The organism is Rhodothermales bacterium, assembly GCA_040221055.1.
In the GTDB taxonomy this organism is placed as follows: Bacteria; Bacteroidota; Rhodothermia; order Rhodothermales; family UBA10348; genus 1-14-0-65-60-17.
In genome coordinates, this window is the sequence record JAVJVN010000011.1 from 63,361 (window position 1) to 85,416 (window position 22,056).

The window sequence follows — 22,056 nt, forward strand, 5'->3', positions numbered from 1 at the left end:
CTTGCGGTCCGTAACCTGTGGTCAATATTCGGATGAAGGAGATACTCATGCGCAAACTTACCATCGGTCTGCTCACGACGGCCATTCTGTTGCTCGGTGCCGATTTGACGGCACGTGTGCTCGAGGTCGACACCCGGGACGCCCTGCAGAAATTGGAGGATACGCTGTTCCTGGTCAACCAGCAGTATGTGGAGGAAGTGGACAACGATGCGCTCGCGAGTGCGGCCGTCGTGGCCATGCTCAAGGAGCTCGATCCGCACAGCGTCTATTTCGACGCCGAGGCCCTGAAGCAGGAGACCGAGCAGTTCAACGCCGGATACGAAGGAATCGGCATTTCGTTCGAACTGCTTCCGGGTGAGGAAGGTCAGGATACGTTGGCCGTGCTGAACGTGCTGCCGGGTGGGCCAAGCGAGGACAGCGGGCTCCAATCCGGGGACAAGATCCTGTTCGTGGACGGCAAGTCCACCATCGGATTCACCACACTGGACGTGCAGAAACATCTGAAAGGGCCGGGTGGCACGGAAGTCACCATCCAGGTCCAGCGCAACGGGGCTCCCGGGCTCATCCCGTTCACCATCGTGCGGGACAAGATTCCCATCTACACCATGGACAGCGCATACATGCTGGACAGTGAGACGGGGTACATCCGGATAAACCGGTTCGCACGGACCACCTACGAGGAGTTCGCCCTGGCGCTCAAGGATTTGAAGGATACCGGCATGCAGCGTCTGGTGCTGGATTTACGTGGCAATACGGGTGGCTACATGGAAATGGCCGTCAAGATGTCCGATGAGTTCCTGAAGGAAGGACAGGTCATCGTGTCGCAGAAGGGGCGTGCCAATGGTTCAAACATCACTTATACGGCCACCTCGGGTGGCATGTGGGAGACGCAACCGGTCATGGTGCTGGTGGACGGCGGATCGGCCTCGGCCAGTGAGATCGTGGCCGGCGCCTTGCAGGATCATGATCGCGGCCTGATCGTCGGGCGGCGGACGTTCGGAAAGGGCCTTGTACAGAACCAGTACCGGCTGCGCGACGGCAGCGCGGTCCGTCTGACCACGGCCCGGTACTATACGCCCTCGGGACGGCTCATCCAGACGCCCTACGAAAACGGGGATCGTGAGGATTATTACACGAGCAAACGGGACATCCGGCACGAGGACGTGGTCCACGATACGCGCGAGCTCATTGAGCTGGCTCCGGACTCCCTGAAGTTCCGTACGGCATCCGGCCGGATCGTGCTGGCGGGAGGGGGCGTCATCCCGGATTACACCATCCAGGCCGACAGCCTTTCACCGCTCATGCAGGCGGTCCTGGTCCGCAGTCTGGAGAATGATTTCGTGCGCCACTGGATTGAACTGAACGGGGCCGGCATGCGGGAGCGCTGGGGCGATACGCCGGATGGTTTTGTTGACGGATATACCGTTCCCGAGACGCTCCTGGATGAATTCCTGGACTACTCCGCCACGCGCGGAGTCGTTGTGGGAGAACGGGTTGCCGCCGAGGGTCTGGCTGACGACCAGGTCCAGTCCTTCGAGGCTTCCGCGGTCGCGGAAAACCGCGAGATGCTGGATGCCCTGTTGAAGGGACGACTGGCTACCCGCCTGTGGGACCGGTCGGCCTGGTTCGAGGTCTGGTCCGATGTGGACCACCTGATCGTGGAATCGCAGCGACTCTGGCCGCCGGCGGAGGAGTTGGCTACGTCCTACTCTTCGGCCCGGTAGCAACTTTGAATCTTTGACGGGGTCCTTGAATTGACAATCGGTTCATTTATGGATATTATGAAGCCTGTCATTTACGGCGTGCCGCCCCGTTCCGGGAGGTCGTCGGGAAGTTACTCCACCACTACACGATTGTGTTGTTTATAAACCTGTTCCTACGAGGAGGGATGTGTTCATGAAGCTTTTCAGTCTGCTTCTGATGCTGCCGCAGGAAGCTGCAGCCGGCGAAGGCCTTGTCAACGTTCTTGTCCAGCGATTCAACGAGGGCGGCGACTTCATGTGGCCCGTGCTCATTTCGCTGATCATCGGCCTGGCCATTGCCTTTGAGCGCATCATCACGCTCAACCGCGCGGACATCAACACCCGCAAATTCATCGTCAAAGTGAAAGGTGCCCTCGAAGAGGGTGGCATTTCGGCTGCGGAAGAAGTCTGTGCGGGAACGCGCGGTCCCGTGGCATCGGTATTCCAGGCTGGTCTGCTTCGTCACGACGAAGGGATTGAAGCCGTCGAGAAGGCCGTCGTCAGCTACGGCTCCATTGAAATGAGCTTCCTGGAGCGGGGTCTGGTCTGGCTGTCGCTGTTCATCTCCCTGGCGCCGATGTTCGGCTTCCTCGGGACGGTTGTGGGTATGGTCGAGGCCTTCGATGCCATTGAGTCTGCCGGTGACATTTCGCCGAGCCTCGTGGCCGGTGGTATCAAGGTCGCCCTTCTGACGACGGTGTTCGGTCTGATCACCGCCATCATCCTGCAGTTCTTCTACAACTACATCACGTCGAAGATTGACCGTATTGTGATCGACATGGAGGAAGCCTCCATCGAACTCATCGATTCGCTCGTGCTGCTGCAGGCAGGCCGTCCGGCCGGCAACTGATCACCCTAAACCCCTGACACCATGGAAGGTATTGTACCTGTCGCAGTCTGGCTTGTCATTGCGGTGACCGGGCTCAGTCTGCTCGCCATCGGCGTGTTCGGCATCCGCTCCCTCGTACAGGGAAAGGTCAACCCGACCACGATTGTCCTCACCATGATTCCCATCCTTTTGCTGGGCGTGCTCGGCTTTGTGATGGATTCCTGGGCGGAGGCCGCCGTCATGGCATGCCTGCTCTCGATTGTTCTGACATCGCTCGCGCTGCTCGCATCCGGGCTTCGCGGCCTGTTTTCATAGAGGCAAGAGGATGGCTGGATTACTCAAGAAGAAAGGACGGACCGAGGCGGAAATCCCGACCTCATCGATGGCCGACATCGCCTTTCTGCTGCTGATCTTTTTCCTTGTGACCACGACGATTGACGTCGATACGGGCATCGGTATGGTGCTCCCTCCCAAGCTGGAGGAGGATGTCGAACCGCCGCCGATCAAGGAACGGAATGTGCTCAAGATCCTCGTCAATGAGGAAGGGCTCGTACTGGTGGAGGATGCTCCCTCTGCCGTGCAGCTCATCCGGGATGAGGTCAAGACACACGTGCTCAACGAAGGGGTCGATCCGAACTATGCCGAAACGGCTGGTCGGGCGCTCGTTTCCATCAAGACGGCACGGGGTACGCCCTACAATGCGTACGTGAACGTGCTGGATGAGGTCTGGATGGCGTATTTCGAGATGTGGGACTCTGAAGCCCGCAAGCTGGGATACGAAAACTACCAGGCCTACGTGGATGCCATCGAGCAGACGGATGTTGAAAATGCCATCCGTGAAAAGATCAAGGCGCAGATTTCCATCGCCGAGCCGGATGAGGCCTGACACCCCATGAGTACACATTTCAAGAAAAAGACGCAGCCCAAGCAGGACATCCCTACCGCGTCGCTCCCGGACATCATCTTCATGTTGCTGATCTTCTTCATGGTCAGCACCGTGCTCCGGGAACAGACGGTCCAGGTTCGGACGCTCCTGCCCCAGGCTGAAGCCATTTCGAAGATCGAGCAGAAGCGCCTTGTGTCGTACATCTGGATTGGCCCGATGAAGCTGGACGGCAACCGTCTCGGCGAAACGGCGGTCCAGATTGACGACGCGCTCATCGAAGACATCGCGGCCATCCGGACCGTCATGTACCGCAAGATCATCGAGCAGCCCAAGCTGATCGTGTCCTTGCGCGTTGACGAGACCTCCGAGATGGGAACGGTGCTCGATGTGCAGCAGGAGTTGCGTGAGGCGGGGACGTTGAGGATTAATTATTCAACCAAGCGCCAGGTCGCCCTGTAATCCGGCGTCAAATTCCCCAGCTCTGTGTTGGGCGTCGACTCGGCTCGTTGCAGCGTATGTTCATACGCCTCACTCGCCTCGTCTAGCCCGCCTTGATCTGGGAAATTTTACACTCGGATTACGGAGGCAGCGAAGTTCGTCGGTTGGCTTAGGCCTTGACAGACGAAAATTCTCATCTGCCTCAGCCCGCCTTGATCTGGGAAATTTTACACTCGGATTAATCTCATCTGCCTCAGCCCGCCAACGTGAATTGGTTTGGAAATCGAAAGAGCCGCGCCTTTGGTGCGGCTCTTTCTGTTTTCTTGGGGGTTAGTCCGTTTTCCCTCATTTTCGAAGGCACCTATGATCCAACGTATACAGACGGTTTATCTGTTCATTGCATCGCTGACCACGGGTGGCGCTTTTCTGATTGAGGAAGTCTGGACGGGACCCGCTGCCTCCACGCAGACCTGGTTCATCCCGACCAGTATGGGTCTGTTGGGACTGGTCGCCGTCGGCGCGTTCCTCTCGATCTTTTTGTACAAGGACCGGCAGCGACAAAGGACGTTCGTTCTGGCCGTACAAGCACTGGTCCTGTTGGCCGTCGGTGCACTCTTCGCCGGCCAATTCCTGGCCGGCACGCTGCCCGATGCCAATGCGTATGGTTCTTCCGTGGGTGAATGGATTGTGGTCGTACTCCCGCTGGCAACCTACACCTTGCTGTATATGGCGCGCCGGAAGATCGATGCCGATATCCGTCTCGTGAAATCCATGGATCGTCTGCGCTGATGGGGATTCCCCGCCACGCGTATGTGGTGCTCCTGGTTGGCCTGCTGGCCATATCCGTCAGCCCCATTCTGGTCCGCTACGCGGCCGAGGCGCCGGGTGACGTAGTGGCCGTATGGCGGACCGTGACGGCCGCTGCGCTCCTGGCGGTGCCTGCATTGTTGCGGTCCCGCGCGGAGATCGCGTCGTTCACGCGGCGGGAATGGACGTTGATCGGGACCGCCGGAGTATTCCTGGGTCTTCACTTTGTGGCGTTCATTTCGTCGCTGTACTACACGACGGTTTCGAGCGCATCGGTCCTGGTTTCGCTGAGCCCGATCTTCATGGGGCTCATTGGATGGGTGCTTCTGCGTGAACGGTTGACTCGCCGTGAAGTCATCGGGATCGCGGTGGCCATTTCGGCGACCGTTGTGCTTCAAATGACCCAGGGGGAAGCCGCGGTGGCGGCCGCTCGTCCTTTTCTCGGAAATACCCTCGCCTTGTCCGCGGCGGCGCTGGTCGCCGTTTACTTGATCATTGGGCGTGTGGTCCGGCAGCACCGGAGCTGGCTGGCCTATGTGGCCCCGCTCTACGCCGTGACGGCGCTCACGACGGTGGCCGTCGCGCTCCTGCGCGGTGCACCGCTGTTCGGCTGGCCGTGGTACATCTACGGCCTGTGCGTGCTGATGGCACTCATTCCACAACTCCTGGGGCACGGCGCGTTCAACTATGCGATCAAGTACTTCCCGGCGGCCACGCTGGGTGTGGCGAGCCTTGCCGAACCCATTGGTGCTTCTGCGTTGGCTCTGGGCCTGTTCAGCGAAGTGCCCACCCTGCCGGGCGTGGCGGCGATGACGGTGATCCTGGTGTCCGTTGCGTTCGTGCTCTATACGCCGAAGGCGTCGTCGGGGAGCTCCTGAAAGGTGCGGCGTCCCCGAACGAAGCGGTCCCACAGGATGGAACGGCGGTAGGGCAGGGGAACGGCGGTTTCCCGTGTGGGGCGCGCCGCGCGGTAGGGCCCTTTCATCCGGTGGGCCGCCGCGTAGGCCCGCACGATGGCCCAGGCTTCGGCGCCGCGCCCGGAGAGCGCGGCGCGCCCCACGGCCAATGTATCGAGCAGCGTGCGCACGAAGAGGATGTACTGGAAGGGCCCGGGTAGCAACGGCCGGGGTCCGGGGGGCAGGTTCTTGTAGAGCATCAGCAGGTTGTTCCGGAAGTTCAGGAACGTCTTCTGCGGGCTCTCCTTGGGCAGCGATGCCCCACCGATGTGGTAGACTTCGCTGGAGGGCTCCACGCCGACGGTCCAGCCTTCGCGCTGCATCCGCCAGCACAGGTCGATTTCCTCCATGTGCATGACGAACGTCTCATCGAATCCGCCCGTGGCGTCCCAGGCAGCGGGGCGAACCATAAGTGCGGCACCGGTCGCCCAGAATGCGGTGCGGGCGTGGTCATACTGACCCGCGTCGCGCTCCATCTCAAACAGCATGCGACCCCGTGTAAAGGGATAGCCCCAGCGATCCAGGAAGCCGCCCGCCGCGCCGGCATACTCGAACATGGACCGGTCGCCGTGCTGGAGAAGCTTGGGTTGCAGGGCGCCGAGCCCGGGTTCGGCCTCCATGCGCTCCACGAGTGGCCGCAGCCATCCCGGCGGGACTTCCACGTCGTTGTTCAAGAAGATATAGTAGTCACTTGAAAAAGATATAGTACCTGCTTGACGAACGGCTTCGTTGTTTCCGCGGGCGAATGCCCAATTCTCCGGGTGACGAATGATATGGAGATGCGGAAAGTCCGGGGCAGGGTAACGCTCGCGCACCCATTCCACGGAATCGTCGGTGGATGCGTTGTCCGCCAGCACGACGTCCAGGGCCGGCCAATCGGTGGCCAGGACGCTCGGCAGGCATTGCTCGAGCAGGGGCCGGGCGTTCCATGAAACGATGAATACGGTTACGCGGGGGTGCGTCATGACAGGCGGAAGGACTGGCGATGAAGGGGGGTCGGTCCGTGGCGGCGGAGCGCATCGTAGTGCGCGGCCGTAGGATAGCCGACGTTCGCGTCCCAACCGTACGCGGGCCACGAGCTGTGGAGGTCCTTCATGAGTGCATCGCGATGGGTCTTGGCCAGGATGGAGGCGGCCGATATGGAGGCGCAGCGCGCATCGCCCTTGATGACCGGACGCGCCGGCCACCGGCACGACGGGATCATGGTATTGCCGTCAATCAGGACGTAATCGGGGGGGATGCGCAGGCGTTCGAGGGCCCGGCGCATGGCCTCCATGGATGCCCAGAGGATATTGCGCTCGTCGATTTCTTCCGGCGTGCAGTCGGCCACGGCCCAGGCCAGGGCGTGCTCCCGGATGCGCGGCGCAAGGTCCTCCCGGCGGGCGGCCGAGAGCGTCTTGGAGTCGGCGAGGCCGTCCAGCGGGTGATGTTCGGGGAGGATGACGGCCGCGGCTACGACCGGTCCGGCCAGGCAGCCCCGGCCGGCTTCATCCGTGCCGGCAATGTGGGTGTGGCCGCGCTCGCGGAGCCAGGCTTCCAGGTCGACGTCGAACTCCGGGACAAGAAGCTGATTCACGGCGCCGCCTCCGTGTACTGATCCGGGAGGTCGTTCTCATAGAGGATGGTGTCGCCGGGGCCGGTGTGGCGCGCGAGCCAGTCGCGGGCATCGAACAGGGTGCGCACGGGATGGATGTGTGCGTCCGGGAAGCCGCCGGCGCGGAGTCCTTCGGCAATCGGGCGGGTGCGTTCGGGGCCGACCAGGACCACGGCGTCCACCTTGTCCGCCATGTACGTGCCCCATTCCCGGTTCTCGTCGGCCTCCCGACCGCCGAGCTCCACCATGCCCGGCGTGATGACCACACGCTTTCCGCTTGTGAACCGGCTGAGCACATCGACAGCGCTGCGGGCGCCGACGGGGTTGCTGTTGAACGCATCGTCCAGCACGTGCTGTCCGTTTTCGTGGCGCAATTCGAGTCGGTGGGGCACCGGCTGCATGCGGGCGACCGCATGGCGCATCTGCCGCAGGGAAAGGCCGGCCAACTGACCGACGCCGAGGGCGAGCAGGATGTTCAGGATGTTGTGTTCGCCGAGCAACCGGGACGTAAAGGCGACCGTTTCGGGCTTCGGGTCAGGGTCGGCCGTGTTTCCGGGTTTCGAGTGGACGGTGAACGTAACGCCTTCGGCCGTATAGGCGACGTCCTCGGCGCGGAGATCGGCGTCCGGGTTGCCGCGCGCCGACACCGTGAGTGGGGCGAGGTGGGCGTTGGCGGGTCCGGCGAGCGCGGCGACGCGGGGGTCATCCAGGTTCAGGACGGCCCGGCCGCCGGGTTGTACGTAGCGCAGCAGGCTGCCTTTTTCCTCGGCAATGGCGTCGATGGAGCCCATGGTCTCCAGGTGGGCCACGCCGATGGACGTGATGACGGCAATATGCGGACGGGCGATATCGCAGAGTTCGGCGATGTCACCCTTGTGGCGGATGCCCATTTCCAGGACGAGCCAGCGGTGGTCGTCGGCCAGCATGGTGTTCACGACCCGGCAGATGCCCATGGGGGTGTTGAAGGACCCGGGTGTGGCCAGGACCGGATACCGCTGGGCGAGGATGTCCCGGATGGCGAATTTGACGGAGGTCTTTCCGTACGACCCGGTGATGGCGACCATGCGCAGATCCGGGCGCCCGGCCAGATGGGCCTTGGCCTGGCGGATGAACGAGCGGTGGACGGCCCGTTCGACGGGGGCGAGGACGACGGCGGCAAGGTAAACGGCTGCTGGCGCCAGGAGGTCGGCTGTGAACAAGGCCAGGAGCCCGGCGGACAGGGGGCCGCCGGGTGCGAGAACGGCGGCGCCTGCAGCGAACGCGAGGTCAATGACGGCCGCGCCGACCATGAGCCGCTTCATGCGGGCGGTGGGGGCGAACGGCTTCTTGGGTCGATCCCTCCGGTAGCGTCGCGAGGAGGCGAAGGCCAGCCCCCAGAGCGGCAGGAGGACCAGCGGTTCGGGCCAGATGACGGATGCGACGAGCAGGATGCCCCCGACGGCGTGGGAGGGGCGGGCGAACGTGTCGGGCGCGTGGTGGCTGACGGATGCCGCGTAGGCCCCCGGCTTGTATCCCTCGAGCTGCAGCATGTGCAGGAAGAAGCGCAGGCGCCGCCCCGTGCGCCACACGGCCATGCCCACGGCCCACGCGCCGAAAACGATCAGGAGGAGGGTATGGATGGGTGTGATCACGGGTTTGTGCGGCCGGCCGGGAAGAAGGAACGGATGCCCTCGGTGACCACATCCGGGGCGTCCAGATGGGCGTAATGGCCGGCACCGGGAACGGTGTACAGGCCGGCGTCGGGCAGGCCGGAGACGAGGCGGTCTACCTGCTCGGCGGTGATGGCATCGTCACCGTCGCCGCGGAAGATGAGCACCGGGACACCAATGCGGTCCAACCGGTCTTCCACATAGTGGTTCACGCATTTCACGAACGTCTCGCGCATGACGCCATCGAGGGCCTGGTAGTCCGAAGAGGAGAGGGCCTTCCAGAGGAGCGAGTGCCGAAGCCAGTCCACGCCGAGCGCGCGAAGGGACCCGGGGAGGACCTGGAACGGCGCTTTCAGCACGCGGGCCAATCCAGCCTTGAACCGGGTGGAGGCCGTGCGCTTGCGTCGGATGCCGCTGGGTGCAATAAGAACGAGGGCCGTGACGGCTTCCGGGGGATCCGGCTCCGACAGAAGATGCAGAGCTACGCGGCCACCATTGGAGTGTCCGACGAGGATGACCGGGCGGCGGGAGTCCTCCACCAATCGCCGGACCAGCGCGGCGTGGGCCGGGATGTCCCAGGCGGTGTGGGGAGGGGGAGACTGTCCGTGACCGGGAAAATCGACGGATACGATGCGAGCAGATCCGGCCAATCGGTCCACCAGCGGACGCATGAGTGCGGAAGAACTTCCCCACCCGTGCAACATGAGGACGACAGGACCGTTCTCAGCCTCTTGGATGTCGACATGCACCCGGTCGGGCGTCACGGCAAAAGGAGCCGTAAATTCCATTCTGTCTCCATCTTGAGGCAACGTCCCTTGTGGCAATGCGTCTCGCGCCAGAGGCGCTGTCAGTTGGTCGAGAAGATAATCAATCCCAATCAGGTAATGGCTCGCAATTCAGCCCCACAACCGTTTTCCGGTCTTCTGGAACTCATTGGAGACAAAAAGTTCGGGTTCATCCGGACCTTCGAAGCGGAAGTCCCCAAAGGCAAGGACGACCCGTTCTGTTCGCCTGCGGTCATCAAACGATACAAATTGCGTGACGGGGTCTTCCTGGAAGGCACCCTCCGCCCCGGCCGCAAGGGCGACATGCAAGTGCATCAGGTCGACAAGGTCATGGGCGTTCCCGTCGACGAATGGATGCGCGCCCGCAAGTTCGAGAAGGGGGACACCATTTTCCCGGACGAGAAGTTCAATCTGGTGACCTCTCCGAACAACTATACGCAGCGGGTGGTGGACCTGGTCGTCCCCATCGGGAAGGGCCAGCGCGCGCTGATCGTCGCGCCACCGCGAACCGGCAAGACCCACATCCTGAAGGAGATTGCGGCGGCCCTTACGCAGAATCATCCGGAAGTCGTATTGGTGGCGCTCCTGGTGGATGAACGCCCTGAAGAGGTTACCGATTTCCGGCGGTCCACCGCGGCCACACTGTTCGCCTCGTCGAACGACCGGGAAGAAGACAACCACGTCCGGGTGTCGCAACTCGCCCTTGAGTATGCGAAACGCTACGTCGAGCTCGGCCGCGATGTGGTCATCCTGCTCGATTCGCTGACCCGCCTGGGCCGCAACTTCAATATCTATGCCGAGGGGAGTGGTCGCACGCTTTCGGGTGGATTGGATGCGCGGGCCATGATCATTCCGCGGAAATTGTTCGGCGCAGCCCGGAATATTGAAGGGGGCGGTTCACTGACCCTGATTGCGACGGCGCTCGTGGATACGGGCAGTCGCATGGACGAAGTGATCTTCGAGGAATTCAAGGGCACGGGCAACGCGGAAATCGTGCTGGACCGCGAAATGGCCAACAAACGCATTTATCCGGCCATCAACCTGCGAAAGAGCGGTACGCGGAACGAGGAGATCCTGATCGGCGAGCACATTGACCAGCACCGGCGCCTCATGCGCGTGCTGAACAGCCGCGGGCCGATCGACGCCATGCAGGCGCTGCTCCGGCACATGCAGCAGTCGCCGAGCAACGAGCAGCTCCTGGACGAACTCATCCCCATGGCGCACTCGGACGACTGAGCCGGCAGGTTATGCGCGGCCATCCGGCGGGTCCATCCGGGAAACCCACGGAGGAGGGATTCCGGATGGAAGCGAAACGGGTGGAAGGTATCCGGGCGTGGCCCAAGGACGAGCGTCCGCGGGAGCGGCTCTATCTGCACGGTGCGGGAGCGCTCTCGGATGCCGAGCTGCTGGCCCTGGTGCTGGGCAGCGGCACGAAGCGCAGGAACGGGCCCATGTCGGCGCTCATGCTGGGACGCCACGTATTGCAGCGGTACGGATCGTTGCGGGCCGTTGCGAGTCGGGAAGCGCGGGAATTCCAGGGGACGGAGGGCATTGGTCCGGCCCGTGCTGCCCAGTTGAATGCCGCGTTTGAGCTGGGTCGCCGCGTTCGCCACGAAAGCAAAGCGGAACGTCCCGCTCTGCGCAGTCCCCAGGACGTATTCCGGCAGTTCGGGCCGAAGCTCCGCGATCTGCATCGGGAGATCTTCATCGTGGTGCTCCTCAATACGGCACACCGGTGCATGGGCAGCTTCACGGCCAGCGAAGGGGGGCTGGCGGCCAGCGTCGTGGAGCCCCGGCTGGTCTTCCGCAGGGCCATCCTGGATCATGCCGCCGCGGTCATTTGCCTGCATAACCACCCGTCCGGAAACCCGGAGCCGAGCCGCGAGGACTGTGCGATCACCCGGCAGTTGGCATCGGCCGGAAAAGTAATCGGCATCCCGTTGCGGGATCATCTGATTGTGGCAGGAGATACCTATACGTCGCTTGCCGAGCGCGGATTGATTGAAGGTTGACATTCGCCTGGTTTGATGCCACACGCCTGTTGGGTAACTTGATCGGCTACAGAATGCCCCGCTACACCTGCTTTTTCCATGAGTGATCTGTTCGACAAAATTGTCTCCCTCGCGAAGCGACGCGGATTCGTGTTCCAGTCTTCCGAAATCTATGGCGGTCTTGCAGCCACCTACGATTATGGCCCGCTGGGCGTCGAGCTGAAGCGCAACATCACCCAGCGCTGGTGGAACGCCATGGTGTACCGGCACGAAAACGTGAGTGGTCTGGACGCGGCCATCCTCATGCATCCCACCGTCTGGAAGGCATCGGGGCATGTGGACGCCTTCAACGATCCGATGATCGACGACAAGACGTCGAAAATGCGCTACCGTGCCGATCAGCTCATTGAGGGCCACATCGATCGGCTCCGCAAGAAAGGCAAGGACGGCGACGCCGACCGGGTGTACGAACAGCTCGTCCAGGCATTGAATGCGGAGGACATGCCGCGGGCGCTGTACGACATCATCATCGGGGAAGAAATCAAGTCGCCTGACTCGGGCGTGGCGGACTGGACCGAAGTGCGGCAATTCAACCTCATGTTTGCCACCCACCTGGGACCCATCCAGGAGGCGGACAACAAGATCTACCTGCGTCCCGAGACGGCCCAGGGCATCTTCGTGAACTTCCACAACGTGCGGGAGACGGGCCGTCACCAGGTCCCCTTCGGCATCGCCCAGATCGGGAAGGCGTTCCGGAATGAAATCGTGGCCCGGCAGTTCATTTTCCGCATGCGCGAGTTCGAGCAGATGGAAATGCAGTACTTCGTGAAGCCAGGCGACCAGATGGCCGCGTTCGAGGAGTGGCGTGAGAAGCGCATGCAGTGGCACGTGGACAACGGCATCCGTGCCGGCAAGCTGCGTTGGCACGAGCATGAAAAGCTGGCCCACTATGCCGATGCCGCCTTCGATATCCAGTACCAGTATCCCATCGGTTGGCAGGAAGTGGAAGGCATCCACAGCCGCACGGACTTCGACCTGGCCGGTCACCAGGAGCATTCCGGCAAGAAGCTGGAATACTTCGATCCGCAGACGCAGGAGCGCTACATCCCGTATGTGGTCGAGACATCCGCCGGATTGGACCGTACCATCCTGATGACGCTGTGCGATGCCTATCGCGAGGAAGACGTGGACGGGGAAGTCCGGAACGTGTTGAAATTCCATCCCCGGATTGCACCGGTCAAGGCCGGCATCTTTCCGCTGGTCAAGAAGGATGGCATGCCGGAAATGGCCCACCGGATTGAAGCCGACCTGCAGGAGAATTTTGCAACCTTCTATGACGAGAAGGGCGCCATCGGCCGCCGGTACCGCCGGATGGATGAGATCGGTACGCCGTTCTGCATTACGGTCGATGGCGATTCGCTGGAAGACGGCACGGTAACCATCCGGGACCGCGATTCCATGCAACAGGACCGGATTCCAGCCGAGCGACTGACCGCCTACATCATGGAGAAGATGGCCAACTGGCAACCGACGGCATGATTCCGTTGCTTGACGACATAGGATACGTGGATGAGGACGTGGATCCAACGTTGGATCTGACGACCGAAATTCCCCGCCTGAAGCGGGAGAAGAACGCCATCCTGTTGGCTCACTACTACCAGGAGCCCGCCATCCAGGATCTGGCCGATTACGTAGGCGACTCCCTCGGATTGGCGCGGAAGGCGGCAGAGACGGACGCGGACATCATTGTGTTTGCCGGCGTGCATTTCATGGCGGAGACGGCCAAGATCCTGAATCCGTCGAAGAAGGTGTTGCTGCCCGACCTGAATGCCGGGTGCTCACTCGCCGATTCCTGCCCGGCCGACGAATTCGAGGCCTTCAAGCGGCAGCATCCCGGCCACACCGTGATTTCGTACATCAACTGCACGGCCGCCACCAAGGCGCAGACGGATATCATCTGTACCTCCTCCAACGCCGAACACATTGTTCGGCAACTCCCGGAGGACGAGCCCATCATATTTGCTCCCGACCGGAATCTCGGCGCGTACCTGAACCGGCAGACCGGGCGCAACATGGTGCTCTGGGACGGGGTGTGCATTGTGCATCAGACGTTCTCCGAGCAGAAGCTGGTACGCCTCAAGATGCGGTACCCCGGCGCGCCCGTCCTGGCGCATCCGGAGTGCGACGAGCCGGTGCTCCGTCAGGCCGACTTCATCGGATCGACCAGTCAGATCCGGGCCTTTGCCCGTGAATCGGACCAGACGACCTTCATCGTGGCCACCGAGGAGGGCATCCTGCATCAGATGCAGAAGGATTCGCCCGGAAAGACGTTCATTCCGGCGCCACCCGACAGCGGATGCAATTGCAGCCAGTGCCCCCACATGCGGCTGAACACCATCGAGAAATTGTATCTCTGCCTGAAGCATGAGGCCCCGGAGATCACGATGGACGAAGACATCCGCGTGCGTGCGCTGAAGCCCATTGAGCGCATGCTCGAAATGAGCGCCGCGATTGCCTGACGCCGCGGAAGGTCGACTCAGAATTCGAAGCGCAGTCCCAGGACGGGTTCAAACCGTCGTTGGGCCACATAGCGGGCACGGCCTTCCGGCGTGGTGAATGCACGGGAATAGGTGTAACGGGCATCCGCCCGGATCCAGACCGGCCCCGAAACCCGGTATTCCATCTGGAATCGGAGTACGTTCTGGTTGTCGTCGCTGCCGAAAAGGCTGAGAAATCCTTCCAGACCGGCCCGGTCCTGGCCGACCGCCAGAACGAATGGCTCGGTATGCATGTAGAGCCGGAGGTGGTACTCGCTCAGGGATTGCACCCCGTGGTGGCGCAGGAATTGGTACCAGAGCTCGAATCGTTCGAAGAAGTGGATGCGGAATTCCGTCCAGACGGAATTGTCCCGGAAGACCCGGTCCAGGGGCAATCCGGCCAGGATGGCATCGGAGCCGCCCGAGGCCAGGATGTCCGATCGATAGCTGTTGACCGTGTAGAAACTGCCGAAGACGCCCGGCAGGAATCCGGTACTGTTGTAGTGGAGGGCAATGCGGATGTGCAGCCGGGCCAGGTCAATGAAGTTGTCGTTCATGAGGTCCGCGCCCACCAGCAAGCCCTGACCCGCGTGCTCCAGTCGCGCGAAACTGGCAAAGGGTTGGAATACGAAGTTGCCGGACGTGAAGGCGGTCATACGGGCATCTACCGCCCAGGCGCGGAGCTCCGAGCCCTCCGGTCCAACCGTGGAACGGTCCATGACCCCGGTGCCGGACAGCCAGAAAGTACCCAGCGCGGAACGGTCCAGCGCCGCAAACGGTCGAATGGAAAGCCGGGCACCGGTCAGTTTGAATGCGGTCGCATCCTCGGTGACGGCCTCGAGCTGCATGACGCTGTTGCCGACCGTGGCCTCAACCCCCGGAGACCGCTCATCCCACGCCGTATCGGACGAAAAGAAGTTCATGAGGTGGCCGGTTCCCAGGCGCGCCCGGTCCAGTGGCCCGAGACGTACGTAGGTCCTGGAGTTGCGCGGCGTGTAGCGGGCATAATCCAGGACGCGGAGGGCATCGCGCCAATCATCGAAATCGTCGCTGTAGGCACCGTATACACCGGCACGGGCACCGGCGTCAATCTTGAGGCCCAATTCAGACCGCTTTGCGTTGACGGTGGCGCGCCCGAAGGAACGCCACTGGGGACCAATGAGGGAGAAGCCCGCCGAAAGGTCCACAATGGCCGACGTTTCCCACCAGGCCAGCCCATTGTATTCGGCCGGGTCGTCGCGCGAACCGAAAAGCTGCTGGGCCCCGGCCGGCCATGCCGGGGTCAAGGCCAGCAGGATCAGGATCAGGATTCGCATGGTGGGCACTCGGGAAGGAGACAGGGGTAAGAGACGCGCACAGATTGACCATCGTTTCTGTTCAAGGCGTTCACACCCCCAAGACTGGTTGACCCCAAGATATGGCGTTCACGGCTCTTCCCCTCTTTCCACTCGATCTGGTCCTGTTTCCTGAGGAAGCCATTCCCATCCACATCTTCGAACCCCGTTACCGGGACCTGCTCTCGGATTGCCTCCGCGAGTCGGCGCCGTTCGGAATGGTACGCATGCACGAGGGGAAAATGGAAAAAATCGGATGCACGGCCCGGATCCAGGACGTCCTCCGCACACATGACGATGGTGCGAGTGACATCATGGTGGTCGGGGATGAACGTTTCCTGATCGGGGAAATCTTCCACGTGGCCCGATACCACACCGCGGATGTGGATGTGCAGGCCGACATTGTGGAGACGCCGGACCTGGAAGAGCGGGAGCGTCTCATTGCCCAGCACATCAAGTTGCTGGAGTTGGCCGGGCGTACGCCTTCGCCGAGTTCGTACGAGAATCGCCCCCGGGTTTCCTATTTCGTCGGTCGGAATTCAGGCCTGTCCACCGAGCAGCGCCAGCTGCTGTTGGAAATGCGAAGCGAGGTGGAACGGATCCGATACATGGTCGGGCACCTGCTGGAGTTCATTCCGGCTGTGGAGCGGGCCGAGTCCCTTCGCCGGAAAATCAGTTCCAATGGTCATTTTCCGGATTTCCCTCCCGAATAGCGGGGTTGCGGCATGTAATTTGCAGGTGGATGGGTACCTGATCCCTTGACTCGACCCGACTTTGCCGTGAACGTGACCCACGCTGTCCAGACCGGACTTCCCACGCGTAAATTGTTGTTGCGGATGCTGCTGCCCGGCGGACTCGTCGTGGTGCTGGCCGTCGTGCTGGCCTTCTTCTGGGCGCGCGAGCGCATTGAAACGTCGGCATGGGCCGGCCTCGAGGCCACCGTGCAAACGGTCTTTGACAGCCACTCTGCCGTCCAGGGCAGTGGAAACGGCCTTTCTGCGCTTGTTCGGCGCAGCGGTCTGGAGCGGATTTGGGTGGTGGATGCGACCGGCAAGGTCGTGGCGTCGTCCATGCCGCGGGATGTCGGGGCTCCACTTGATCCCTATTGGTGGAGGGCCGTGAAGGACATGCAGACCGGCTCCTTGGTCACGTCCATGCCGTATGGCGCATCCATGGTGGCCGTTGTGGCCATCCGCGACGCATCGTTGGGCCGCTGGGCGGTTGCCGTGGGTCCGGAGCCGCCCGTCGCATCCCAGGCCATCAGAGCAGGGCTCGCCATTCTCGGCGTGAGTCTCACTATGTGGATCCTGATTGCGCTGGCCATGTGGTATGGCGTCATTGTACGGCTTCACGGACCCCTCGATGCCCTGGATTCGGGCATGATGTCCGTGTTGCGTGGAGAGACGCCGTCGACCGCCACGCTGGACATGCTTCAGGCGAGGACCGAGCCGATGCTGGGGGGCCACGCCGCCTGCAGCACCGACTTGTTGCGCACCGCCCTGTCGCATGCGCGTCGGGCAGACCGCTCCGAAGCGGCGACCCAGGGCCTTCTGGACGCCCTTCCGGTACACGCCATGGTGGTCCGTCGGGACGGGACGGTTCTGGCCCGGAACAGCCGGGTGCCGGACGGCGGTGGCCCTGCAAGGATCCTGTCCGACCTGTCCACACACATGCCCGTGACCGAAATCCGTACGTGGCTGGACCGGGTGGGGCCTTCCAAGGCCGGGGCGGAACGCGTCCTGCTGCAGGATGGTCGACTCCTGACGGTGCAGCCGGTCCTGTGGGCCGGTGAACCGGCGTGCCTGGTGCTTGTCGAAGCTCGACCGGATGCAGAAGGAGTTGAACCAGGCGCCGGGAATCATCCGAGCGCCGGGAGCCATCCGGAACGGGAGGATTGGGACGCGCTCATTCAGGGGGCGGGCCTGCAGGCCGTCGTGTTCAATGAGGACGGGGACTGCCTGTACACGACACCCGGAATGGACGCGGCCGATCTGCGGGCCTTCCGACGGGATGTACTGGCGGACGACGCCAGCCGCAACGCGTTCGATGCATGGATGCAGGAGCGGCCCGACACGCGTGCGCAGCGTCTGAACATGGCCTCTGTCGGTGAGGTGGACTGGCACGCCCGCGAGATTTCCTGGCGGGGCACCGATGCCGGATTGTTGTGGGCGGTTGCCGAAAGGGAACACACGTTCAACTGAAGTTTTCACCGATATCATGTCCACGACCACTGCATCCGAACTCAAGCAGGCCCTCGCACAGGCCCGAGCGCTGCTGTCCCGCATCCATCATGATGTGAACAGTCCGCTTTCCGTCCTGTCCGGGAATGCGCAGCTGCTTCAGGAATTGGCCGTGGCCCTGCAGGTGGAGTCCGACTTCAAGGATCCGCTCCAGGACATGGAAGATGCGGTGGACGGCGTGATCGCGTCCCTCGATCGCCTCATGGTGGTCCGGAAACTGCTGGCCGATCTGGAAAAGGCTGTTGAATAGTCCTGCATTGTCACATCTCGGTCGTGCCCTTGTCCTCGCCGTCGGTCTGTGGATGACGGTTCCGTCCCTGCATGCGCAGGTCCTGGATACCCGGGTACTCTCGGATGATGGAACGACGGTCCGGATTGCGTTCGACGTGGATTGGCCAACGTCCCTGCAGTCGGCCGTGGATTCCGTGGGGTTCGTGGCGTGGTCACCCATTGAAGTGGAGTCGTTTTCGGCCGGGATGGAGGTGGTATCCGCGGAAGTGGCGTTGAGCGGGCTGGAGCGGCCTTCGGTACGTATTGTCCAGCGCGATTTCGAGACGGTCACGGTCCGGAATCCGGGGGATGCGGAAGATGCGGAAAATGCTGAAGTCTGGATGGGCGATCCGGGATACAACCGGACCCGCCCGGTGGTGCATGTGTTTGCGCGGATGGTGCACATGGATGCGTCGACCGGGGTGCTGCTTCGGATGCGTCGCCTGGTTGTGGACGTCGACCGGCCGGAGCCGGTGGATGGCATCCTGGGCAAAGCGGGTGGGAATCGCGGTATGGACCGCGGCATTCCGCAGAGTGTCTTGTCCGATGGTACGTTGTTCCGCCTGCCCGTGACCGAACCGGGCGTGTTCGCCGTGGACCGGGCCCTGATTGCGGCCCTCGGTTTGAATCCGGACACCATCGATCCGGCGGCGGTACGGATACTGGGCAACGGGGGGGCACCCCTGCCGGCCCTGAATTCAGCGCCAAGGCCCCAGGATGTCCTGGAACAGGCGGCCCTCCGGACGGGTGCCGGGGATGGCCGCTTCGATGCGGGTGACCGGGTCGTTTTCTGGGCCAAAGGTCCGCGAGGGTGGACCTGGGGGGCAAACGGCTTCGAACATTATGTGCATCCGTTCTCGAACGAGAATGTGTATTTCCTGAAGGTGGATGTGTCGGCCGGTCCGCTGGCCGAAACCGTCGCCTTTCCCGATTTGACAGGGGTAGCTGTCCTGAATTCGGTTCCGGAGCGGTATGTCCTGGACGTGGAGGAGTTCAATTGGTCGCGCGAGCACGGATCGGGGCACGACTGGATGTCGAATACGCTTCGTTCGGGCGGCAGCAGGACGTTCCTGTCCGGTGTTGAGCTGCCGGGGTTGGAGGCCGGCCCCGTGGATTTCCACGCCCGGGTGGCCATTGCCTCCAACCCGCGTGCCACCGTGGCGTTCGAGTCCGATGGACAGATCCTTGCGCAACGGACGGCCCCGGCACCGACCCTGAACGGAGCGGAATTCCCGTCCGCGATTCCGGCGGAGCTGATGTTCAGCAAATCCATGGTGGCGGGCGAGCCACTCAATCTGACCATGCGGTTGCTGGAGCAGGTGAACGATCCACAGGCGGCCCTCGATTGGGTCCGCGTGACGTATTCACGCACACTCACGGCCCGGAACGGCGTACTGGCGTTCACGACGCCCCCGGATGCGAACGGGCCGGTCGAGTTCGTGCTGGGCGGTTTTGCCTCGCGCCCGCTGGTTCTTGACGTGACCGGGGGAAGGGCTTCGGTCTTCCACGAGGTGTCATCGGCCGGTTCGGCATGGCGCCTGCAGTTGTCGGCCGCGCAGTTGGAGACAGGACCACGGGAGTTCGTGGCCTTCCTGCCGAGTGCGGCGCAGACCCTGACGGCGTCCCTGTTCCGCGACGTCGAAAACCAGAACCTGCGGGCCACCATCGGACTGCCCCATTTCATTGTGGTGGCGCCCGAAGCCTTCCTGGACGCCGCGAACCGGCTGGCGGATCACCGGCGGGCAGAGGGCATGCGCGTGGCCGTGGTTACACCCACCGCCATCTACAACGAGTTTTCCGGGGGCGTGACCGATGTGCGCGCCGTGCGGGACCTGTTCAAGTTCGTGTACGACCAGGCATCGACCGACGCGGACCGGCTGAAGTATGTGCTGCTGTTCGGCGACGGGCATTTCGACTACCGGGGTCTGTCCGGATTCCAGGGCGCGCTGTCGAATCACATCCTGCCTTACGAGACAGAGGAAACGCTGAATACCGATGCATCCTACACGTCGGACGACTATTTCGGCCTGTTGGATGACAACGAAGGCGTCTGGCGCTATACCGGTCTGACGGGCACGACATTCGAGCGGGTGGATATCGGAATCGGTCGGTTGCCCGTGCAGACGGAGGCGGAGGCCCAGACGGCCGTGGACAAGATCCTGGCCTACGACGCGCAGGCGTCCCTGGGCTCCTGGCGGTCCATGTACACCGTCATGGCGGACGACGGACCCACCGGCCTTTCCGGTCAGCAGAACGACGACGATCTGCACATGGCCAACATCGACCAGGTGGCCCGGCTGCTCGAGGAATCCCTGTTCCCACGCATCAATGTGGAGAAGATCTACGCGGAGAGCTTCGAACGGGTGTTCCAGAATGGATTCCGGATTCCGGGCGCGCGTCAGGAGGTGCTGGGTGCGTTGGACCGGGGCACGCTCGTGTTCAATTACTCGGGACATGGCGGCCCGAACGGGCTGGCCCAGGAATCCGTTTTCACGAAGGAGGATGCCGGATCGCTGGCGAACGGGGACCACATGTCCATATTCATCACGGCCACCTGCTCCTTCGGATGGTGGGACCTGGAGGACACGCAGAGTGGTGCAGAAGTCCTGCTGGCCAACCCGAACGGGGGAGCCGTCGCGGTCTTTACCATCGTGCGCCTGGCTTACACGTCGGGCAGTCAGACCACGCTGAATGCGGGGCTGAACCGGGCATTCAACATCGAGATGTTCTCCATGGATGACGATGGTGAGCCCCGGCGTCTGGGGGACATCCTGCGCGAGACGAAGAACACGGGGGTGGGCCTGGAAGGCAACAGCCGCAAATTCGGGCTGCTGGGTGATCCGACCATCCGTCTCGGCATTCCCCGGAACGACGTGGCGGTGGAACGCCTGAACGGCGTGGATCTGACATCCGGGACGGGACAGATGAAGGCGTTGGACCGGACCCTCATTGAGGGGCATGTCCGCCGCCCCGACGGATCCGTTCGCACGGATTTCAACGGCACGGTGGCACTGACGGTGTTCGATGCCGAACGAGAGGTGCCCATCATCCGTCGGCGATTCATGCCGACTCCCTACTATACGACCCGGGAAGACCTGATCTGGCGCGGGGAGGTGGAGGCGGTGGCCGGCGCGTTCAGTGCCGAGTTCGTGGTGCCCAAGGATATTTCCTATTCCAACGAGCCGGGGCGTATTTCCGCCTATGCTTCCGACGCCCTTGAGGACGCCCTGGGCTATTCCCAGCAATTCGTGGTGGGCGGCACGGCGGCGAATCCGCCGAACGACGTCGAGGGGCCTGAAATCCGGCTGTTCCTGAACGACACGACGTTCGTGGATGGCGGATCGGTGGCTCCCGACCCCACACTCATTGTCCGGCTTTACGACGAAAGCGGAGTGAACACCGTGGGCACCGGCGTGGGACATGAAATGTTACTTGTGGTAGATGCGGACCAATCCGGCGCCGTGGATATTGCCTCGGCCTTCCAGGCAGATCGCAATTCGTTCCAGCGCGGCGAGGTGCAGTGGCCCCTGGAAGACCTGGATCCCGGCCCGCACACGCTGCAGGTCCGGGCCTGGGATGTGCTCAACAATTCGAGAACGGAAGAAATGTCGTTCTCGATCGCAAACGATGAGGTATTGAGCGTAGTTGATGTGTATAACTACCCCAACCCCATGAACCGGGAAACCCGGTTCGTGTTTGAACATAATCAGCCGACCGGGACTCCGGCGAGTGTGGACGTACGAATTTTCACGCTCAACGGTCGTCTCATCCGGACCATACCTTCGGAAGAGGCGTTGCCAGGGGGTGTACTGGGAAGCGGTCCTGTCCAGATCCATTGGGATGGACGGGATGCCGACTTCGACCGACCGGCAACGGGCGTCTACCTGTACCACATCCGCGTGGAAACACGGAAAGCGGACGGAACCCGACAGGTGAGCGAACACATTGAGAAACTGGCCATTATCCGATAGATCCCTATAGACAAAGCGCTACAGAAA

20 protein-coding genes are annotated in these 22,056 nt (G+C 62.4%); 15 read left to right on the forward strand and 5 right to left on the reverse strand.

Annotated features, from left to right (window positions below):
* Window positions 1-47: 47 nt before the first annotated feature.
* The 7 genes from RIE53_04960 to RIE53_04990 all read left to right on the forward strand — a co-directional run bounded on the left by RIE53_04960 (window position 48) and on the right by RIE53_04990 (window position 5,580).
* Window positions 48-1,724 carry a S41 family peptidase gene (locus RIE53_04960; protein MEQ9104027.1) on the forward strand — a complete coding sequence of 559 codons (1,677 nt, stop codon included), beginning with the start codon at window positions 48-50 and terminating at the stop codon, window positions 1,722-1,724.
* Window positions 1,725-1,896: 172 nt separating this feature from the next.
* Window positions 1,897-2,592: a MotA/TolQ/ExbB proton channel family protein gene (locus RIE53_04965; protein MEQ9104028.1), complete on the forward strand. Its 696-nt coding sequence runs from the start codon at window positions 1,897-1,899 to the stop codon at window positions 2,590-2,592.
* Window positions 2,593-2,613: 21 nt separating this feature from the next.
* Window positions 2,614-2,886, forward strand: coding sequence for a hypothetical protein (locus RIE53_04970; GenBank protein MEQ9104029.1), 273 nt, complete (start codon window positions 2,614-2,616; stop codon window positions 2,884-2,886).
* A 10-nt stretch (window positions 2,887-2,896) separates the two neighbouring features.
* Window positions 2,897-3,457 (forward strand): biopolymer transporter ExbD, encoded by a 561-nt coding sequence (locus RIE53_04975; GenBank protein MEQ9104030.1) that lies wholly within the window; start codon window positions 2,897-2,899, stop codon window positions 3,455-3,457.
* Between the two features lie 6 nt (window positions 3,458-3,463).
* The gene (locus RIE53_04980; protein MEQ9104031.1) at window positions 3,464-3,916 is read left to right on the forward strand and encodes a biopolymer transporter ExbD; all 453 of its coding nucleotides are present in this window, start codon (window positions 3,464-3,466) and stop codon (window positions 3,914-3,916) included.
* Window positions 3,917-4,258: 342 nt separating this feature from the next.
* A complete protein-coding gene (locus tag RIE53_04985; protein MEQ9104032.1) occupies window positions 4,259-4,684 on the forward strand; it encodes a DUF4293 family protein in 426 nt (141 codons plus the stop codon).
* A complete protein-coding gene (locus RIE53_04990) occupies window positions 4,684-5,580 on the forward strand; it encodes an EamA family transporter (GenBank protein ID MEQ9104033.1) in 897 nt (298 codons plus the stop codon). Before RIE53_04985 ends, RIE53_04990 begins: the two co-directional genes overlap by 1 nt.
* Here the strand turns inward: RIE53_04990 and RIE53_04995 are convergent.
* Genes RIE53_04995 through RIE53_05010 form a run of 4 tightly spaced genes read right to left on the reverse strand, consistent with a single transcriptional unit; the run spans window position 5,547 to window position 9,665 of the window.
* Complete coding sequence (locus tag RIE53_04995) at window positions 5,547-6,623, reverse strand: glycosyltransferase family 2 protein (GenBank protein ID MEQ9104034.1); 1,077 nt, start codon at window positions 6,621-6,623, stop codon at window positions 5,547-5,549. The two genes, RIE53_04990 and RIE53_04995, sit on opposite strands and share 34 nt — an antisense overlap.
* Window positions 6,620-7,198: a ribonuclease HII gene (locus RIE53_05000; protein MEQ9104035.1), complete on the reverse strand. Its 579-nt coding sequence runs from the start codon at window positions 7,196-7,198 to the stop codon at window positions 6,620-6,622. The genes RIE53_04995 and RIE53_05000 overlap by 4 nt, the downstream gene beginning before the upstream one ends.
* Window positions 7,199-7,230: 32 nt before the next feature.
* A complete protein-coding gene (murF, locus tag RIE53_05005; GenBank protein ID MEQ9104036.1) occupies window positions 7,231-8,883 on the reverse strand; it encodes a UDP-N-acetylmuramoyl-tripeptide--D-alanyl-D-alanine ligase in 1,653 nt (550 codons plus the stop codon).
* Complete coding sequence (locus RIE53_05010) at window positions 8,880-9,665, reverse strand: alpha/beta hydrolase (protein ID MEQ9104037.1); 786 nt, start codon at window positions 9,663-9,665, stop codon at window positions 8,880-8,882. Before RIE53_05010 ends, murF begins: the two co-directional genes overlap by 4 nt.
* Here RIE53_05010 and rho point away from each other — a divergent pair.
* From rho to nadA, 4 genes are all read left to right on the forward strand, one after another.
* Window positions 9,645-10,922: a transcription termination factor Rho gene (rho, locus tag RIE53_05015; protein ID MEQ9104038.1), complete on the forward strand. Its 1,278-nt coding sequence runs from the start codon at window positions 9,645-9,647 to the stop codon at window positions 10,920-10,922. The genes RIE53_05010 and rho overlap by 21 nt on opposite strands.
* Window positions 10,923-10,987: 65 nt before the next feature.
* Window positions 10,988-11,698, forward strand: coding sequence for a DNA repair protein RadC (gene radC, locus RIE53_05020; protein ID MEQ9104039.1), 711 nt, complete (start codon window positions 10,988-10,990; stop codon window positions 11,696-11,698).
* Between the two features lie 78 nt (window positions 11,699-11,776).
* Window positions 11,777-13,216: a glycine--tRNA ligase gene (locus RIE53_05025; GenBank protein ID MEQ9104040.1), complete on the forward strand. Its 1,440-nt coding sequence runs from the start codon at window positions 11,777-11,779 to the stop codon at window positions 13,214-13,216.
* Window positions 13,213-14,196, forward strand: coding sequence for a quinolinate synthase NadA (gene nadA / locus RIE53_05030; protein ID MEQ9104041.1), 984 nt, complete (start codon window positions 13,213-13,215; stop codon window positions 14,194-14,196). Before RIE53_05025 ends, nadA begins: the two co-directional genes overlap by 4 nt.
* Before the next feature lie 17 nt (window positions 14,197-14,213).
* Here the strand turns inward: nadA and RIE53_05035 are convergent, their stop codons facing one another.
* Complete coding sequence (locus RIE53_05035) at window positions 14,214-15,530, reverse strand: hypothetical protein (GenBank protein MEQ9104042.1); 1,317 nt, start codon at window positions 15,528-15,530, stop codon at window positions 14,214-14,216.
* A 101-nt stretch (window positions 15,531-15,631) separates the two neighbouring features.
* Between RIE53_05035 and RIE53_05040 the strand changes: the two genes are divergently transcribed.
* Genes RIE53_05040 through porU form a run of 4 tightly spaced genes read left to right on the forward strand, consistent with a single transcriptional unit; the run spans window position 15,632 to window position 22,029 of the window.
* Entirely contained in the window at window positions 15,632-16,261 is a 630-nt protein-coding gene (locus tag RIE53_05040) for an LON peptidase substrate-binding domain-containing protein (GenBank protein MEQ9104043.1), read from the forward strand.
* A 45-nt stretch (window positions 16,262-16,306) separates the two neighbouring features.
* Window positions 16,307-17,749 carry a PDC sensor domain-containing protein gene (locus RIE53_05045; protein MEQ9104044.1) on the forward strand — a complete coding sequence of 481 codons (1,443 nt, stop codon included), beginning with the start codon at window positions 16,307-16,309 and terminating at the stop codon, window positions 17,747-17,749.
* 16 nt (window positions 17,750-17,765) lie between these two features.
* Window positions 17,766-18,038 carry a hypothetical protein gene (locus RIE53_05050; protein MEQ9104045.1) on the forward strand — a complete coding sequence of 91 codons (273 nt, stop codon included), beginning with the start codon at window positions 17,766-17,768 and terminating at the stop codon, window positions 18,036-18,038.
* Window positions 18,039-18,045: 7 nt separating this feature from the next.
* Entirely contained in the window at window positions 18,046-22,029 is a 3,984-nt protein-coding gene (gene porU, locus RIE53_05055; GenBank protein MEQ9104046.1) for a type IX secretion system sortase PorU, read from the forward strand.
* Window positions 22,030-22,056: the final 27 nt, after the last annotated feature.

Excerpts from the sequence above, each read along its gene's own strand:
- RIE53_04960 (MEQ9104027.1), top strand. The coding sequence starts at position 48 with ATGCGCAAACTTACCATCGGTCTGCTCACGACGGCCATTCTGTTGCTC.
- RIE53_04965 (MEQ9104028.1), top strand. The coding sequence starts at position 1,897 with ATGAAGCTTTTCAGTCTGCTTCTGATGCTGCCGCAGGAAGCTGCAGCC.
- RIE53_04970 (MEQ9104029.1), top strand. The coding sequence starts at position 2,614 with ATGGAAGGTATTGTACCTGTCGCAGTCTGGCTTGTCATTGCGGTGACC.
- RIE53_04975 (MEQ9104030.1), top strand. The coding sequence starts at position 2,897 with ATGGCTGGATTACTCAAGAAGAAAGGACGGACCGAGGCGGAAATCCCG.
- RIE53_04980 (MEQ9104031.1), top strand. The coding sequence starts at position 3,464 with ATGAGTACACATTTCAAGAAAAAGACGCAGCCCAAGCAGGACATCCCT.
- RIE53_04985 (MEQ9104032.1), top strand. The coding sequence starts at position 4,259 with ATGATCCAACGTATACAGACGGTTTATCTGTTCATTGCATCGCTGACC.
- RIE53_04990 (MEQ9104033.1), top strand. The coding sequence starts at position 4,684 with ATGGGGATTCCCCGCCACGCGTATGTGGTGCTCCTGGTTGGCCTGCTG.
- RIE53_04995 (MEQ9104034.1), bottom strand. The coding sequence starts at position 6,623 with ATGACGCACCCCCGCGTAACCGTATTCATCGTTTCATGGAACGCCCGG.
- rho (MEQ9104038.1), top strand. The coding sequence starts at position 9,645 with ATGCACCCGGTCGGGCGTCACGGCAAAAGGAGCCGTAAATTCCATTCT.
- radC (MEQ9104039.1), top strand. The coding sequence starts at position 10,988 with ATGGAAGCGAAACGGGTGGAAGGTATCCGGGCGTGGCCCAAGGACGAG.
- RIE53_05025 (MEQ9104040.1), top strand. The coding sequence starts at position 11,777 with ATGAGTGATCTGTTCGACAAAATTGTCTCCCTCGCGAAGCGACGCGGA.
- nadA (MEQ9104041.1), top strand. The coding sequence starts at position 13,213 with ATGATTCCGTTGCTTGACGACATAGGATACGTGGATGAGGACGTGGAT.
- RIE53_05035 (MEQ9104042.1), bottom strand. The coding sequence starts at position 15,530 with ATGCGAATCCTGATCCTGATCCTGCTGGCCTTGACCCCGGCATGGCCG.
- RIE53_05040 (MEQ9104043.1), top strand. The coding sequence starts at position 15,632 with ATGGCGTTCACGGCTCTTCCCCTCTTTCCACTCGATCTGGTCCTGTTT.
- RIE53_05050 (MEQ9104045.1), top strand. The coding sequence starts at position 17,766 with ATGTCCACGACCACTGCATCCGAACTCAAGCAGGCCCTCGCACAGGCC.